The organism is Halomonas halodenitrificans DSM 735 (assembly GCF_000620045.1).
Taxonomy (GTDB): domain Bacteria; phylum Pseudomonadota; class Gammaproteobacteria; order Pseudomonadales; family Halomonadaceae; genus Halomonas; species Halomonas halodenitrificans.
The window spans coordinates 1-15684 of the sequence record NZ_JHVH01000018.1; the positions used below are offsets into that span (position 1 = coordinate 1).

At 54.7% G+C, this 15684-nt stretch carries 13 protein-coding genes and 1 pseudogene; 11 read left to right on the forward strand and 3 right to left on the reverse strand.

Features of this window, described 5'->3' with window-relative positions:
* The 6 genes and pseudogenes from Q358_RS0109350 to Q358_RS18565 form a co-directional block, all read left to right on the forward strand.
* Positions 1-286, forward strand: a 286-nt coding sequence (locus tag Q358_RS0109350) for an IS3 family transposase (RefSeq protein ID WP_027961799.1), incomplete at its 5' end; no start/stop codon positions are given.
* Between the two features lie 31 nt (positions 287-317).
* Positions 318-1121: pseudogene (gene rfbA, locus Q358_RS17045) on the forward strand (glucose-1-phosphate thymidylyltransferase RfbA); the annotation flags it as partial.
* A gap of 115 nt (positions 1122-1236) precedes the next feature.
* Positions 1237-2799: a phosphoglucomutase (alpha-D-glucose-1,6-bisphosphate-dependent) gene (gene pgm / locus Q358_RS0109360; protein WP_043488021.1), complete on the forward strand. Its 1563-nt coding sequence runs from the start codon at positions 1237-1239 to the stop codon at positions 2797-2799.
* A 142-nt stretch (positions 2800-2941) separates the two neighbouring features.
* Positions 2942-3490, forward strand: a complete 549-nt coding sequence (gene rfbC, locus Q358_RS0109365; RefSeq protein ID WP_027961801.1) for a dTDP-4-dehydrorhamnose 3,5-epimerase — start codon at positions 2942-2944, stop codon at positions 3488-3490.
* 72 nt (positions 3491-3562) lie between these two features.
* Complete coding sequence (locus tag Q358_RS17050) at positions 3563-6352, forward strand: glycosyltransferase (protein WP_051530284.1); 2790 nt, start codon at positions 3563-3565, stop codon at positions 6350-6352.
* 71 nt (positions 6353-6423) lie between these two features.
* Positions 6424-7386 (forward strand): hypothetical protein, encoded by a 963-nt coding sequence (locus tag Q358_RS18565; RefSeq protein WP_156940880.1) that lies wholly within the window; start codon positions 6424-6426, stop codon positions 7384-7386.
* 31 nt (positions 7387-7417) lie between these two features.
* Here Q358_RS18565 and Q358_RS0109375 read toward each other — a convergent pair whose 3' ends face one another.
* A complete protein-coding gene (locus Q358_RS0109375) occupies positions 7418-8437 on the reverse strand; it encodes an IS30 family transposase (protein WP_027961802.1) in 1020 nt (339 codons plus the stop codon).
* Between the two features lie 95 nt (positions 8438-8532).
* Here Q358_RS0109375 and Q358_RS18570 point away from each other — a divergent pair, with 95 nt between their 5' ends.
* The 3 genes from Q358_RS18570 to Q358_RS18190 all read left to right on the forward strand — a co-directional run bounded on the left by Q358_RS18570 (position 8533) and on the right by Q358_RS18190 (position 11428).
* Positions 8533-9567 (forward strand): hypothetical protein, encoded by a 1035-nt coding sequence (locus Q358_RS18570; RefSeq protein ID WP_156940881.1) that lies wholly within the window; start codon positions 8533-8535, stop codon positions 9565-9567.
* Between the two features lie 320 nt (positions 9568-9887).
* Positions 9888-10388, forward strand: a complete 501-nt coding sequence (locus Q358_RS18575) for a transposase (protein WP_027961804.1) — start codon at positions 9888-9890, stop codon at positions 10386-10388.
* Entirely contained in the window at positions 10385-11428 is a 1044-nt protein-coding gene (locus tag Q358_RS18190; RefSeq protein ID WP_281172977.1) for an IS3 family transposase, read from the forward strand. The genes Q358_RS18575 and Q358_RS18190 overlap by 4 nt, the downstream gene beginning before the upstream one ends.
* On the opposite strand, the gene Q358_RS18195 is transcribed toward Q358_RS18190, so the two are convergent.
* Both Q358_RS18195 and Q358_RS0109410 read right to left on the reverse strand, forming a co-directional pair.
* Positions 11335-12447: an IS3 family transposase gene (locus tag Q358_RS18195; RefSeq protein WP_084286504.1), complete on the reverse strand. Its 1113-nt coding sequence runs from the start codon at positions 12445-12447 to the stop codon at positions 11335-11337. The genes Q358_RS18190 and Q358_RS18195 overlap by 94 nt on opposite strands.
* Positions 12444-12848: a transposase gene (locus tag Q358_RS0109410; protein WP_027961807.1), complete on the reverse strand. Its 405-nt coding sequence runs from the start codon at positions 12846-12848 to the stop codon at positions 12444-12446. The genes Q358_RS18195 and Q358_RS0109410 overlap by 4 nt, the downstream gene beginning before the upstream one ends.
* Before the next feature lie 389 nt (positions 12849-13237).
* Here Q358_RS0109410 and Q358_RS18580 point away from each other — a divergent pair, with 389 nt between their 5' ends.
* Positions 13238-14686, forward strand: a complete 1449-nt coding sequence (locus Q358_RS18580) for a tetratricopeptide repeat protein (protein WP_156940883.1) — start codon at positions 13238-13240, stop codon at positions 14684-14686.
* Between the two features lie 8 nt (positions 14687-14694).
* Positions 14695-15636: an aldolase catalytic domain-containing protein gene (locus Q358_RS17060; RefSeq protein WP_245598303.1), complete on the forward strand. Its 942-nt coding sequence runs from the start codon at positions 14695-14697 to the stop codon at positions 15634-15636.
* The last annotated feature ends 48 nt before the right edge of the window (positions 15637-15684 follow it).

Genomic DNA, 15684 nt, shown 5'->3' on the forward strand with positions numbered 1-15684 from the left:
CGATCGCGGAAGTCAGTATTGTTCGATGCTGTACCAATCGTTACTGACCCGCTACGAACTCCAGTGCAGCATGAGCGCCAAGGGCAATTGCTTTGATAATGCGTGCGCCGAGAGCTTTTTCCACAGCCTCAAGGTCGAGGCCATCCATGGCGAGCGATTCGAGACGCGGGATGCCATGCGACGACAGGTATTCGAATATATTGAGTTGGACTACAACCGGCAGCGCCGGCACAGTGCAATTGGGATGATCAGCCCAGAGGCTTTCGAAGCTCAAATGATCGCTTAGATCGGTGTCCACCAATGCTGGGTAAGATCACGTTTCCAAGCAGTTGCTGCCGGTCTACGACAAGCCGATGATCTACTATCCCATCTCGGTGCTGATGCTGGCCGGCATTCGCGAGATCCTGATCATCTCGACCCCGGAAGACCTGCCCCAGTACGAAAACCTGCTGGGTAGCGGGGACGAGTTCGGCGTGCGCTTCGAGTACGCCGTGCAGCCGACGCCCGATGGCCTGGCCCAGGCGTTTATCATCGGTGAGGAGTTTATCGGCGATGACCCGGTATGCCTGGTACTCGGCGATAACATCTTCCACGGTCAGCACTTCAGCGAGCAACTTATGCGCGCCGCCGAGCAGGAGAGTGGCGCCACGGTGTTCGGCTACCTGGTGAAAGACCCCGAGCGCTTCGGCGTGGTGGAGTTCGACAGCGAGGGCAGGGCCATCTCCATCGAGGAGAAGCCCGCCGAGCCCAGGTCGCCCTATGCGGTCACCGGGCTCTACTTCTACGATAGCGACGTAGTGGAGATCGCCAAGCAGGTCGAGCCCAGCGAACGCGGCGAGCTGGAGATCACCAGCATCAACAACGCCTATCTGGAGCGTGGGGACCTGCGGGTGGAGCGCCTGGGCCGCGGCTTCGCCTGGTTGGATACCGGCACCCACGACAGCCTGCTGGAGGCCGCCCAGTATGTGCAGACCATCGAGCATCGCCAGGGGCTGAAGGTCGCCTGCCTGGAGGAGATCGCCTGGCATAACGGCTGGATCACCACCGAACACCTGCTGGCCTGCGGCACCGCGCTGAAGAAGACAGGTTACGGGGAATACCTGCTGCGCATCGCCAGGTAAGCGCCCTTCGGGCTTGTGAGCGCTTCGCTGGTGAGGAGTGAGCGCGCTTCGCGCTTGTGAGGAGTACCCCCTCACCCCTCACCATTCACCCGTCACCTCCTACCAGTCATCCATTATGCTCAACGCCTACACTCGCCGCCCCGACCCCAGCGACCCCGCCCAGCGGGTCAGCTTCGGCACCTCGGGCCACCGCGGCACATCCCTTAACGGCAGCTTCAACGAGGCGCATATCGCCGCCATCGTGCAGGCGGTGGTGGACTACCGCCGCGAGGCCGGCATCGAAGGCCCGCTATTCCTTGGCCGCGATACCCATGCGCTCTCCCGGCCCGCCTGGGAGACCACGCTGGAGGTGCTGGCCGGCAACGGCTGCGATGTCGTTATCGCCGCCGATGACGAAGTGCTGGCCACGCCGGTGATCAGCCATGCCATCCTGCGCCATAACGCCGAGGCCTCCGCCAAGCTGGCCGATGGCTTGATCATCACCCCCTCCCACAACCCGCCGGAGGATGGCGGCATCAAGTACAACCCGCCCCACGGCGGTCCGGCGGAGGCCGAGATCACCGGCTGGCTGGAGGCGCGGGCCAATCGCTACCTGGAGGCCCAAGGGGAGGGCATTGTCCGCCTGCCGCTGGCCGAGGCGCGCCAGGTGGCGCGCGAGCAGGACCTGATCGGCCACTATGTGGAGACCTTGGGCGAGGTGGTGGACATGGCCGCCATCCAGGCCAGCGGGCTGCACCTGGGGGTGGACCCCATGGGTGGCACGGCGCTGCCGATCTGGCGGTGGATGGCCGAGCGCTATGGTCTCAACCTCGAGATCGTGAATCCCGAGATCGACCCCGCTTTCGCCTTTATGCCGCCGGACCATGACGGCAAGATCCGCATGGACTGCTCCAGCCCCGCGGCCATGGCCAACCTGCTTGGCATCCGCGAGCGCTTCGACCTGGCCTTCGGCAACGACCCCGATGCCGACCGCCACGGCATCGTGGATGCCGGCGGACTGATGAATCCTAACCACTACCTGGCGGTGGCTATCGCCTACCTGCTGGGGCATCGGCCCGACTGGTCGCGGGAGCTGAAGATCGGCAAGACGCTGGTGTCGTCGTCGATGATCGACCGCGTGGTGGCGGCGTATGACCGTGAGCTGCACGAGGTGCCGGTGGGCTTCAAGTGGTTCGTCGAAGGCCTGCACCAGGGCGGGCTGGCCTTCGGCGGAGAGGAGAGCGCCGGGGCCAGCCTGCTGACCCGGCAAGGCGCGCCCTGGTCCACCGACAAGGATGGCATCGCCCTGTGCCTGCTGGCCGCCGAGATCATGGCCGTCACCGGCCTGTCACCCAGCCAGCACTATGCTCAACTGACCGAGCGCTTCGGCGCCCCGCACTACCGGCGCATCGATAGCCCCTGCAGCGCCGAGCAGAAGGCCGCCTTCAAGGGGCTGAGTGCCCAGAGCGTGACCGCCGATACCCTGGCCGGCGACCCCATCGAGCAGGTGATGACCCAGGCCCCCGGCAACGCTGCACCCATCGGCGGGCTCAAGGTCACCACCGCCAACGGCTGGTTCGCCGCCCGCCCCAGCGGCACCGAAGCGCTCTACAAGCTCTACGCCGAAAGCTTCCAGGGCGAGGAACACCTCGATGCCTTGATCGCCGACGCCCAAGCCCTGCTCGAAACCGCCCTATAGGCGCGCGATTTATCTGTGGGAGCCCGATTTATCGGTGGTCCGACATCTCGGCGATTCGGCACCCCTCACTCTTTACTTATAAGGGCCGCGCTGTTGGTTTTTACTTACAGCTTACGGCTTAAAGCTTACAGCTGAGGAACTCATGCAATACGAAAAACTCGCCATCCCCGATGTCGTCCTGCTCACCCCGAAAGTCTTCGGCGACGAGCGGGGCTTCTTCATGGAAACCTTCCGTCAGTCCGAGTTCGCAGAGCACTGCGGCGACTACACCTTCGTGCAGGACAACCACAGTATGTCCGCCCACGGCATCCTGCGTGGCCTGCACTACCAGCTCGAGAAACCCCAGGGCAAGCTGGTGCGCGTGACCCGCGGCGAGGTGTTCGACGTGGCGGTGGACCTGCGCCAGTCGAGCCCCACCTTCGGCCAGTGGGTGGGCGCCACGCTCTCCGCCGATAACAAGCAGCTGCTGTGGGTACCGCCGGGCTTCGCCCATGCCTTCTACGTGACCAGCGACGAGGCGGAGTTCCAGTACAAGTGCACCGACTACTACAACCCCGGCGACGAGTACTGCATCCGCTGGGACGACCCGACGCTGGCCATCGACTGGCCGCTGGTGGGCGGCAAGGCGCCGCGGGTCTCCAAGAAGGACGGGCAGGGCGACGCCTTCGTGGATGCGGTGAAGTTTGGGTAATCAAACCGTTCCAATCAACGGCTCGTCACTCGCGGTGATGGATTAACTTTCTTCAAAATAAATGTGGTGATTATGATCAAGTCCTTTTTTTCAAGGAAGAAATCAGCAAAAAATGATCCTGAGCGGCTGCGCGGACACCTCGACTACTTCGAACAGGGCATTATCGGTGGTTGGGCCGGTAAGCCGTCACGGTCGAGCAGTACCAAGCTCGAGGTCTTGATCGATGGCAAGGTAGTCACCACGATCAACACCAGTGGCGCCCGCAAGGACCTGGCCGCCATCGGGTTTCCAGAGCGCAACAACTGTGGCTTCACCAAGAAGGTCGATGTCTATCCTTACCTGAATGGCAAGGCTGACACGGCAAGCAAGCTCAGTGTGCGATTCGAGGAAACGGGCGCAGAGCTCTCCAGGTCACCGCTGGAGCTCCCCCCGCCGGACATCCGCTACCATATCGATAGGATAGATGCAGCTGGCATTCATGGCTGGATGTATGATGCCAACTATCTGGAGCTTGATCTTTCCCTCGACTTCCATGTAGACGGCAAACGGGTAGCCCGCATCGAGGTCGATCAGGAGCGCCATGACCTGGTGGCGGCTGGCCATCCCAAGTCGCGTTGTGGGTTTTACTTTCCGCATACAGAGTATCTGGATCCCGATCAGTTCGGGTTTATCACGGCCACTATCGCCGGTACGGATATCCAAGCATTTGCCAACCCCATCATTGTCGAGCCTCTCGGGGCCAAGATCTCGGCGCTGACCGATCTGGCCAAGGCCATTCGAGAGCTCGCCGGCCAGAGCCCGGATCGTCGGCACGAATGGCTTCTTCGTGACCTGCTTCCCACGATGATTCAGGATGCCCGGCGCACACGGGGCGGCTCGCTGCCTAACGGCTACACGGGGCGGCATATCCATTCGGGAGCCAAGCGCCAAAGCGTGGTGGATGTCGTCATCCCGGTTTACGAGGGGTATCAGGAAACCCTGGACTGTATCGACAGTGCGCTGAAGGCGAAGGTCAAGACCGAACACCGAATTGTGGTGATCAATGATAAGTCACCCAATGAAAAGTTGACCAAGGCCCTGCGCACCCATGCCTCTCAGCACGGTTATACACTGCTCGAGAATGAACATAACCTTGGTTTTGTCGGAACCGTAAACCGAGGTATGCGGCTCCATGACGATGCCGATGTCGTCCTCCTGAACTCGGATACGCTGGTGCCAGATGGCTGGCTGGATACCATCCGCTCCGCGGCCTATTCTGATCCGTTGATCGCGACGGTGACGCCATTCTCCAACAACGCCACTATCTGCAGTTACCCGAACTTCTGTCAGGATAATCAGCTGCCTGACGGCGCCACTGCCAACGACATGAACAAGCTGTTTGGCAAGGTCAATGCCGGAAAGGTCATCGATCTGCCCACGGCCCATGGCTTCTGTATGTTCATCAAGCGAGCCGCCCTACAGGAAGTGGGTGTCTTCGATGATGAAAAGTGGGGCAAGGGGTACGGCGAGGAAAATGATTTCTCCTTGCGCGTCGAGCAGCACGGCTGGCGCAATGTGATGGCACTCGATACCTTCGTTCAACACCTCGGCTCCGTTTCCTTCGCCGAAAATGCCGATCAATTCATTACCAATAATCTCGAAGTGTTGAACGGGCTTTATCCCGACTATGCGGAGAACGTCGCTGCCTTCGTCAAGCAGGATCCTGTCCGACCCTATCGCAATAGCGTGGCGTTGGAGCACTTCAAGCAGGAGGTGGCCACCGCCAAGGTGCAGGCGCCGGCCAAGGGCAAGACCATGCTCTTCGTCTCACTGACCTTCGGAGGCGGCACCCAGGTGGCGACCGACGACCTGGCCGAGCTGCTCAAGGAAGAAGGGCAGTGCGTGCTGATGCTGACTTCGCCCAAGAAGGGCGTGTGGAAGCTCTCCAGCCACGTCACCAATGCCCACATCGACTACGCCTGGCCGGAAGAGAAGGAGCAGCTGGTCAAGGACCTCAAGGCGTTGGACGTGTGGCATGTGCACTACCACCATACCATCGAGTTCCCGAAGGAGATCTGGGAGCTGCCCAAGGCGCTGGGTGTGCAGTATGACGTCACGATTCATGATTACTTCACCATCTGTCCTCGTGTCAACATGGTGGATGAGACCCGCCGCTTCTGCGGTGAGCCGCCGATTTCTGCCTGTGAACGCTGTATCAAGAAGAATGGGCCGCACGAAGGATTAAGGTTTGGGGTCGAGGAGTTCGGTGACACCGTGTCCGACTGGAAGGCTTTCCACGAAAGTGTATTGAGCAAGGCAAGAAAGGTCTTCACTCCAAGCAAGGATACGGCAGACCGTCTCTCACGCCACTTCCCTGCACTGAAGCCTACCGTGCGCCCCCATCCCGAGGAGCCAGTCGAAGTCACTACCAAACCCATCAAGGAAGGTGAGACCATCAACGTTGCCTTTATTGGAGCGATTGGTTATCACAAGGGGTACGACTACCTTGTTGGCTGCGCAAGACATGCACAGAAGTTTGAGCTCCCGATCCATTTTCATGTGATTGGCTATACGGTTGATGATGAAGCTCTCGAAGAGTTTGGTAATGTTACTGTGCATGGTACATATGAAAGGAATGAACTTCCGGAGATTATTGATAAGAGTGGCTGCCAAGTGGCAGCTTTGTTGAGTGTTTGGCCGGAAACGTTTAGTTACACTCTTAGTGAAGCGCTTCGCAATGGATTGAGTGTTGTTGCCTTTCATATTGGTGCATTTATTGATAGGAAGGTTGAGGGGCCTGTTAAGTTGATTGAGCCTAATGTTTCGTTCTCTAAGGTTTGCGATGATATTTCAAATTTGCAGACTATAAGTTATCAGCAATAATAGCTAGAGCTGAGTACGGTATCAAGGCTGTTTGGCTGTTTAGTTTTTGCTTCTGCAATTTTTGGTGTTTTATGAAAAAATTATATATACATATTGGTGCTAATAAAACAGGCACTACTTCGATTCAGAGTGCATTGGCTAAGTCAGAAAGTGATATGAATGAGCGAGATTTCTCGTATCCTTATCACGGCCGCATATGGAATGGTCATTTTAAATTAGCTTGGGCTTTGGGGGCTGGGGGTACTGAGCAACAAAAAAAAGAAAGCTTGGGCTCTTGGGAGGAGTTGGCAAGCTTTATGAAAAATTCTCCATATAATAACTTTGTATTAAGTTCAGAGAACTTTATTCTTGTTAACAAAGAGTCGACAGTTGAGTATATTAATTCTCTTTTTTCAGGTTTTGCCGAGTTGTCTGTTATTTTTTATATAAGAAGGCAAGATTTTTGGGTTGAATCTCTTTACCTACAAGCTGTAAAGATGGGGGTTGCAAAATCTGGGTTTAGTTCATTTGTAAAAAAACCTGGTCAGCGCTTAAATTTTTTGCAAATTTTGCAGCCTTGGGAGAGCGTGTTAGGTAAAGAAAGTATGATTGTGAAATCGTATGATGAAGATAAGGGTTGTTTATTGGGGAGTTTTCTTTCTTCTATAGGTTTGCAAGGCTTGGATGTGTCTGGTGAGGATAAGCTTAATCCGTCACTATCGAGAAGCTGTGCTGAAATTATTTTAGATAACTATGGTGAGAATTTCTCAGGAAAAGATATAGCCCAGATTTCTGACTTTTGGAATAAAAACGTAGAGCCTATGCTTGTTAATAATTTAGAGCTGAGTGATAGGTTTTTTACAAAAAAAGAGAGGGTAGAGTTTTTAAGAAGCTTTGAGGAAAGCAATAGGGTTGTGGCAGAGAAATATTTCGACAGATGTGATTTGTTTGATCTCTCAGCTATTCCTGATGGCCTTCCTTGTGTTAGTGAAGAAGCTAAAAATTATATATACAAAATGTATTTCCTGGCATCTTTGAGAAATATTGTTAGTTGATGAGTGGCGGTCTCAAGTTCCAAGCGCAACGCTATTGAAGGGTGCTCGGGCCAGCGACCGATTTCTTGAGCACCTCGGCGTAAACTTCCAGCGGCGTGCGCCAGTCCAGTGTCTTGCGCGGCCGCGTGTTCAGTGAGTCGGCGATCTCGTCGAGTTCTTCCTGGCTGTAGACCGACAGATCCGTGCCCTTCGGCAAGTACTGCCGCAACAGTCCGTTGGTGTTCTCGTTGGAGCCCCGCTGCCATGGGCTATGCGGGTCAGCGAAGTAGATCGCCGTACCGGTTTTCTGCGTGATCTCGGCATGCTTCACCATCTCTCTGCCCTGGTCGTAGGTCATGGACAGACGAAGGGCTCGTGGCACTTCATTGAGCTTGTCGCTGAAGACAACGGCCGCCGCGGTGGCCGTGGTGCCATCCATCTTCGCCAGGATCACCAAGCGCGTGGTGCGCTCCACCAGCGTACCGACGGCGGAGCGATTGTTGGCACCGATGATGAGATCGCCCTCCCAGTGGCCAGGCATCAGGCGGTCTTCGATCTCAGGCGGCCGCATATGGATGCTGACGAGCTCGGGAATCTGCTGGCGTCGATCCTTGCCACGGCTACGTGGCCGACGCTTGCCGTTGCCCTGCCGCAGGCAGGCGATGAGCTCTTTCTTGAGGCTTCCACGGGGCATCACATAGAGCGCGTTGTAGATGGCCTCATGCGAGACCTGTCGACGTGAATCGTTGGGAGACATGCGCTTCAGTGTGCGGGCTATTTGTTCTGGTGACCAGTACTTGCGCAGTAGGTAGACCACCACCTCGAAGAGCTCCCCGTCGGGATGCAACTTGGGACACTGACGTGGCTGCTGTCGCGTCAGACGAGCTCGATAGCCCGCCAAGCCGGCATCGTAGCCCTTGATGGGGTCGACCGTTTGGCGAGCGAGTTCTCGCGACACGGTGCTCGGTGCACGGCCCAGATGAGTGGCGATGGATCGGATTGAATGAGTCGCTCGCATCATCATGATGGCGGCTCGGTCTTCAGCAGTGAGATAGCGGTAGCAATGAGTCATGGCAACACCGTACCTGATGGGTCATGTGTTGCACTTGGTCATTGAGACCGCCAGTGTTCTGGGTTTTTATAAATAACGAACCTAAGGAATCTGTTGTGAAAGTTTATACTTTGGATAGTACTGATATGTTCCAGTTGACACATTACACACAGGGGGGAAGAGTTTTAGTTGTAACTTTTGGTATGAAAGGATCAGGCTTGTCACGCAGGGGCTTTGGTACTGACTTTGTACTCTCGTTGGGTTATGATCATATCTTTGTTTCTCAAAAGAAAGGAAGCCAATTTCAAGGTCTCTCATGGCAAAGGTTTGAAAGTGCTCTTGGTGATGTTGCTGAAAAATATGATGAAGTATATGCATATGGAAGTTCGTTGGCAGGATATTGCGCAATTTATTACGGGGGCTGCATTGATGCTAATATTGTCGCTATAAGCCCAAGGAATAGTGCCCACCCCTTGGTCCGTGAGGAGCAATTTTTTGATCTTGATTATATCCATGAGGAGATTAATGACGTTCCATTATCTAAGGGTAGGCCGCCACTAATCATGTATGATCCTTTTCATGATGTGGATGCAGTTTTCGCCGAAAAGTTAGTTCTTCCTGCGTACCCTGACTCAAATGTTGTGAAAATCCCCCATGCTGGGCACCAAGTTGGTCCTGTTCTTACATCTTTGGGAAAGCTTAAATGTATTTTGGTCGATTATTTCGAGAAAGGTGTTGTGCCGCGCTTAGATATACCAAAAGAAGAGAATTTTGTATATCTTCAGAAGTGTGCTTTCGAGCATATTTATTCCGGTGACTATAATTCCGGTGAAGAATTTTTGCTACGCTCATATTCTATAGATCCCGGGAGAACTCTAGCTTCTATTGATGAGTTTCAAAGGGTGGCAGGTTATAAGTTTAATTTTCCTGATCCAGTTCACTCGGAAAAATTTTATGAAAAACTGGCTAAAATTGCAGCTGGCGATGAGCCTTCAGCAGTGCTTAGGGATTTAGCTCTACTTTGTGAAAAAGCTGGTGATATTGGGTCGGCTAAATTATTCATGGAAAAAGCTAAAAATCTTAACCCAGAAGGGCCGATGATTAAGAAAAAGCTAAATTTATATAGATCAATTCTTTACGCTGTTCGGTAGCTATGATGATTTTCTCAGCTGTGGTCGACGCCGGTTAAGCGATAACCTGATTTTTAAATTCGGTAGTGCCAGGTTGGCTAAGTTTAAGGTGCCAAGAGTATAAAGTCCACTTTGTCTTTTAAATCTTTGTTGATAATTTTTGGATTAGGTTTTAAGTGCTTGTTTTTAATATTTGTATTAAAATAGGGTAGGCTTCCTTGTTGTCTTTTATACATGTTCCCAAGACTGCCGGCACCAGTTTCCGCCTTGGCGCTGAACGCTACTTTGGAACCCTATGCGTCAACGTAGTTGTCACCCAAACGGATTGAGAGGTGATCAACGTGCGTTACCCCGCAGAGCGTAAGGAAGCCATCCTCAAGAAGATGGCACCGCCCATGAGCATGACCATCCCGGAGCTGGCCGAACAGGAAGGCATCACCGCGACAACCCTCTACAATTGGCGGAAACAGGCCAGAGCACGAGGACAGGTTTTGCCATCACGTTCTACCCAGCCAGATCAGTGGACCAGTCAGGAGAAGTTCCAGATCGTCCTGGAGACAGCTCCGATGAACGAGGCTGAAGTCAGCGCCTACTGCCGCGAGCGCGGGCTCTACCCCGAGCAGGTGGAGGCTTGGCGGGATGCCTGCATGAACGCCAACGAAGAGGCGGCAGCGCAGGCCAAGCAGCTTCGACAGGCGCGTAAGGCGGAGCAGAAGCGGCTCCGTAAGCTGGAGCGCGAGTTGCATCGCAAGGACAAGGCCCTGGCCGAGACGGCGGCGCTGTTGGCCCTGTCAAAAAAAGCCGAGGCGATCTGGGGCACGACCAACGACGAGGACGACTGACCAGCCTCCCGGATCGCCAACGCATCGTGACTCTGGTGCAAGACGCCCAGCGTGACGGTGCTCGGCTGGCCAAAGCCTGTCAGGTGATGGGTATCAATGTGCGCACCTACTACCGCTGGGTCACTGAAGGCCAGGTGATGGCTGATCGCCGTCCCGACGCCGACCGCCCGGAGCCGGCCAACAAGCTGTCGCCGGAAGAGCGAGAGGCGATCGTCACACTGTGCAACGCCCCGGAGTACCGGAGCCGCCCTCCGGCCTTCATCGTGGCCGATCAGGCGGACAAGGGCCGCTACCTGGCCTCTGAGTCGACGATGTACCGAGTCCTTCATGAATACGACCAGCAACATCATCGGGGCCGACAGCAGGCCCCTCAGCGCAAGCGCTCTCCGACGACGCACCAAGCCACGGCGCCTAACCGCTTGTGGTGCTGGGATATTTCCTGGTTGCCCGGTCCTGCGCGAGGTACCTGGTGGTACCTGTATCTGATCATGGACGTCTTCAGTCGCAAGATCGTTGGGCACGAGGTTTACGAGACGGAGACCGGTGAGCTGGCCGCTGAGCTGATCCAGAAGGCCTGCTGGCGAGAGCACCTCACCGATCGTCACAAACCCTTGATTCTGCACTCAGATAACGGCAGTCCGATGAAGGCGGCAACCTTTCTGGAGAAGCTCTACGACCTGGGCATCGCCCCGTCGTACAGCCGGCCAAGGGTCAGCAACGACAACGCCTTCGCCGAGTCGGCCTTCAAGACACTGAAGTACCGGCCGGGATTCCCCGCCGACGGCTTCGCCACGCTGGCCGAGGCACAAGACTGGGTCCAGCAATTCACCGAGTGGTACAACCATGAGCACCGGCACAGCGCCCTTCGCTACATCACGCCGAGCCAGCGTCATAACGGCGAGGCCAAAGGCATCCTGGCGCAGCGCCGGGAGGTCTTCGGAACCTGTCAACCTGATTCGGACAGATCGTTAAAAATTAATGTCGATTTCGTCGCGGTGTTGCCTGCCGCTGATAACGTCGGGAAGTTCACCACGCTGTAGGGGGCCGGGTCGTCGTCATCGGGCTGTACCGGATTGATCGAGACACTCTCCGGCGGCATCGCCACCTTGGGGCGTCCGCGTAGGAACCGCTCAGGGTGCGCCTCGAAGCTGTCATCGAGCGCCCGCTGGCGGACCTTCGCAATGTCGCGATATCGGCCGGCGAAGACCTGCTCTGGCGTGAAGCCAGCAAGTCCGCTGTGATGGTGCTCCAGGTTGTACCAGTCAACGTAAGCGCTGTACCACTGCCGGGCATGGACGATGCTCTCGAAGCGCCCGGGATAGTCGGGCTGGTACTTGCTGGTCTTGAACTGGCTTTCGCTGAAGGGATTATCATTGCTGACCCGAGGCCGACTATGGCTGCACGTCACTCCCAGCTCTCCCATGAGATCCAGATAGCTGCGCGCAATCATCGGTGAACCTCGATCCTGGTGAAGCGTCAGTGCTCCGTGCGGGATTCCGTAGCGATCCACGGCCTCCTGGAAGAGCTGCTGAGCCAGTGCGGCATTCTCCTTGTGGGAGATCATCCAGGCCACGATGAAGCGGCTGTACAGGTCCAGCACCACGTAGAGATTGAGGTAGATGCCGCGTCGCCGCGTGGGCAATTTGCTCACATCCCACGTCCAGGCCTCGTTGGCGGCACATGCCGTGATGCGTGGCACGGCATGGTGTTGAGGCACACGTTGAGGGCGGCGGTCACCGCTCTCCTTGGCCTCACGCAGCTGCCGGTACCACGTGCTGAGCGAGCCGAGATAGATCCCTTGCTGCAGCAGGTCGTGGTAGATCTCATACACCGGCTGATCCCGGTAGGCCTCACTGTGCGCAATCTCGAGCATTTGCGCTCGTTCCTCAGCCGATAGCGCTCTGGGCTGCGGGCAGTGCCGACGCGACGTGGAGGCTCCGGTAGAGGGCTCATGGCGGCGTTTTCGCCAGGCATACACTGTGCTGCGGTTGATGCCCAAGGTTCGACAGGCCACGGCCAATGGCAGGTGCGCCGGGCGCTCTTCGAGCACCGTGATCATGGTTCGTTCCCATTGTTCATGCGATCGAGCATCGATAACGCTTTTTTTTGGAGCGATAGGCAGTCTTCGGCGGTCGACAGCCTCTGCTGAAGGCGGGCGTTCTCACGCTCCAGTGCGTCGATACGCTTCTGCTCCGGGGTCTTGCTTGGGGTCGGCCCCGGGGCGGTCTTGTGAAGCTTCTCCACGCCGTTCTCGGCAAGCTCCTTGCGCCAGGTGGTCAGCTGGCTGCTGTACAGCTTTTCGCGGCGCAACAGCTCTCCGAGTTCGCCATGCCGGCAGGCATCGGCTTCTGCCAGGATGCGCAGCTTGTACTCGGTCGAGAACTGACGTCGCGTACGCTTCTCCAGCTTGGGGTTCGGCGTGACCTGATGATCGGGCAGCTCGGTTGGCGGTTTAGGCATGCTATGGGCTCCTGAACCTCGGGCTCTGATATTGAGCTTAACTCACTGAGCCGGTGTATGGATTCAGGTTGACACACAGGGTCTTCGAGGCGGCGAAGCAACGTCACCCGGAGCGCTGGTCGGGTGACATCCGGAAACTCAGCCTGCCAGAGATAGTGCACCTGAATCCCGAGCGGGATCCGGTGCCACAGGCAGCAGGGTTTTAAAGAGCCAGAACCATTTTATATGCCAACTATGTTGACAGACTCCGATGTTGACAGACTCCGGGAGCGAAAAAGCATGAGTAGAGAAACAGAAAACTTTTTATCTAAATTAGAAAACTGGAAAAAAACTTTGAAGTTAAATGCTTTGATGCTCAGGGTGACGATGAACTAAGTCAGATTGTTGCTATGCAGCGAGGCAAGGATGTTGATGGTTTATTAAAAATTTGGGAGCAAAAATTAGAACAATCTTATTTTGAGTTTCCACATCCTGAATATGAAGATATAAAAACCTGGGCCGTCTATAGTGTAAGACATGGTATGGGCAACTACGTGTTTATGAATGACTCAACCAGCGCTTACCCTTGGGTTTTTGGTCAGTGTGTCAACTTCATAGATATCGTTATAACCAAAGAAGCTATCTACAACGCCTCTCTTTTTAATAATCATACTTTTGAAGCTAGCATTCATAAGCTGTCGGAGATTCCGAGCAGTAATCTAGAACATAAAATCTGTGACTTTAATTTATGGGTTAGTCAAACAAGGCCGTACCACTTTTTTTACGATCAGCTAAAGTTCTATTTTTATTTTCATTCCAAAAAATCCACGTCTTTTAAAAATGCTTTTTTTTCATTTGGAGATTATGAAAAGAGTGTTAGTGATGATGGCATTTTTCTTTTTCCTACTGTTATAGGCAATAATCACTACAAAGCTGGAACAGGAAAAAAACTCAATGAGAAAATGGAAAAGTTGGTTTATGAAGACTCAATAAAGAATTATATGCCACAGAAAACTGATGACAGTGTTTTAAAACTTTGGTATGGCATAACCGGCCAAAAAAGAAGCTGGTTACAGCAGGTCGAGGGAATTGAAAATATTGTTAAGGGTTTATTGCCACATTTTAATGGGATCGAACTTTATGTAGATGGCATGACGGCACCGGAGGGACAAGTCATTCAAAATACCGATGATGAAGCCGTTTTTGCCCAAATAACAAAACGATTGAAAGGTAAGTGCACAATTCACTCACTCATAGGCCAAGACTATCGCCATAAGATTCAAATATGCAGCACTGTTGATATGTTTATTGCCAATGCGGGAACAGGGTGCATGGTTCCCCTTCGTTTTTGCAAAAAACCGGGGGTTCTGCACTCCAACACAAAGCTTTTTACTTTTCCTGATGATTATCCTGATACAATAAAAAGGTTCAATAAAAAATACGTCATTGATGTTTTTGAAGAGGGTAAAAAACGGTCGGACTTTGCCAGTTACCACATTCCTTGGCAGCACATCTTTAATCTCACAGTAGAGGTTCTTAATCAAACTAAAAATACTAACATTCTTTCTTTAGAAGTGCCGCCAGTAGATGAAGTTGCAAAGGCTTACGAAGCACAGGAGCAGGCTAGAAAGAAAAAACTAATGGCATTTGCAGCTCTGGAAAATCGAGTCAAGCCAACTTACAAAAGCCCTGATATTTTGCGCGAAGTCGCACTGTCTTTTGAACACTCGGGTGATATTGAAACTGCCCTCAAAATCATGCAAAAGGCGCTGGAGCTTCGGCCTACTGGCCCATTAATCAAGAAAAAAGTGATCGAGTATCAGGCCGTTATTGAGAGCGCCAATCAAAAGGTAAAATGATGAATCTTATGTTTCTAGACTGCACCTTCCGCGACGGCGGCTACTACAACGCCTGGGATTTCTCCCCCGATCTGATCCACCAATACCTCGATGCCATGCAGGCCGCCGGGGTGGATGTGGTGGAGCTGGGCTTCCGCACTCTGAAGAACCAGGGCTTCCAGGGGCCCTGCGCCTTCACCACCGATGAGTTTATCCGCAGCCTGACGATACCGACCGAGCTGACGATTGGCGTGATGGTCAACGGCAACGAACTGGTGGGCGAGGTGCCCCAGCAGGAAGCGCTGGAGCGGCTTTTCCCCAATGCGGCGGCGGAGTCACCCGTGGATCTGGTGCGTATCGCCTGCCACGTGCATGAGTTCGAGAAGGCGCTGCTGGCGGTCACCTGGCTGAAGGAGCGTGGCTATCAGGTCGGCTTCAACCTGATGCAGGTGGCGGATCGCACCGAGGAGGAGGTGAAGGCGCTCGCTCGTCAAGCCAAGGCCTACCCGATGGATGCGCTCTACTTCGCCGACAGCATGGGAAGCATGAACCCGGATCAAGCGGCGCAGATCATCCAGTGGTTCCGCAGCGAATGGAAGGGCCCTATGGGCATCCATACCCATGACAACCTGGGCCTGGCGCTCTCCAACACCCTGCGCGCGCTGGACGAGGGCGTGACCTGGGTGGATTCCACCGTCACCGGCATGGGCCGCGGGCCGGGCAATGCCCGTACCGAGGAGCTCGCCATCGAGATCGCCGAGCGACGTGGCAAGCCGGTCAATATGGTTCCCTTGATGACGCTGCTGCGTGAGCACTTCAAGCCCATGCAGGCCCACTATGGTTGGGGCACCAACCCCTACTACTATTTGGCCGGCAAGTACGGCATCCACCCCACCTATATCCAGGAGATGCTCAGCGACTCCCGCTACAGCAGAACTGAGTTTGATAGTGGATATGTTACTCATGCATGAAGCTTCCGTTAAGATTTTTATAACTTTTACTTTTCAGCCGACCGCTTT

What these genes read in the sequence shown, in the direction of transcription:
- pgm (WP_043488021.1), top strand. Translation starts at nt 1,237, where the DNA reads ATGCTCAACGCCTACACTCGCCGCCCCGACCCCAGCGACCCCGCCCAG.
- rfbC (WP_027961801.1), top strand. Translation starts at nt 2,942, where the DNA reads ATGCAATACGAAAAACTCGCCATCCCCGATGTCGTCCTGCTCACCCCG.
- Q358_RS17050 (WP_051530284.1), top strand. Translation starts at nt 3,563, where the DNA reads ATGATCAAGTCCTTTTTTTCAAGGAAGAAATCAGCAAAAAATGATCCT.
- Q358_RS18565 (WP_156940880.1), top strand. Translation starts at nt 6,424, where the DNA reads ATGAAAAAATTATATATACATATTGGTGCTAATAAAACAGGCACTACT.
- Q358_RS0109375 (WP_027961802.1), bottom strand. Translation starts at nt 8,437, where the DNA reads ATGACTCATTGCTACCGCTATCTCACTGCTGAAGACCGAGCCGCCATC.
- Q358_RS18195 (WP_084286504.1), bottom strand. Translation starts at nt 12,447, where the DNA reads ATGATCACGGTGCTCGAAGAGCGCCCGGCGCACCTGCCATTGGCCGTG.
- Q358_RS0109410 (WP_027961807.1), bottom strand. Translation starts at nt 12,848, where the DNA reads ATGCCTAAACCGCCAACCGAGCTGCCCGATCATCAGGTCACGCCGAAC.
- Q358_RS18580 (WP_156940883.1), top strand. Translation starts at nt 13,238, where the DNA reads ATGCAGCGAGGCAAGGATGTTGATGGTTTATTAAAAATTTGGGAGCAA.
- Q358_RS17060 (WP_245598303.1), top strand. Translation starts at nt 14,695, where the DNA reads ATGTTTCTAGACTGCACCTTCCGCGACGGCGGCTACTACAACGCCTGG.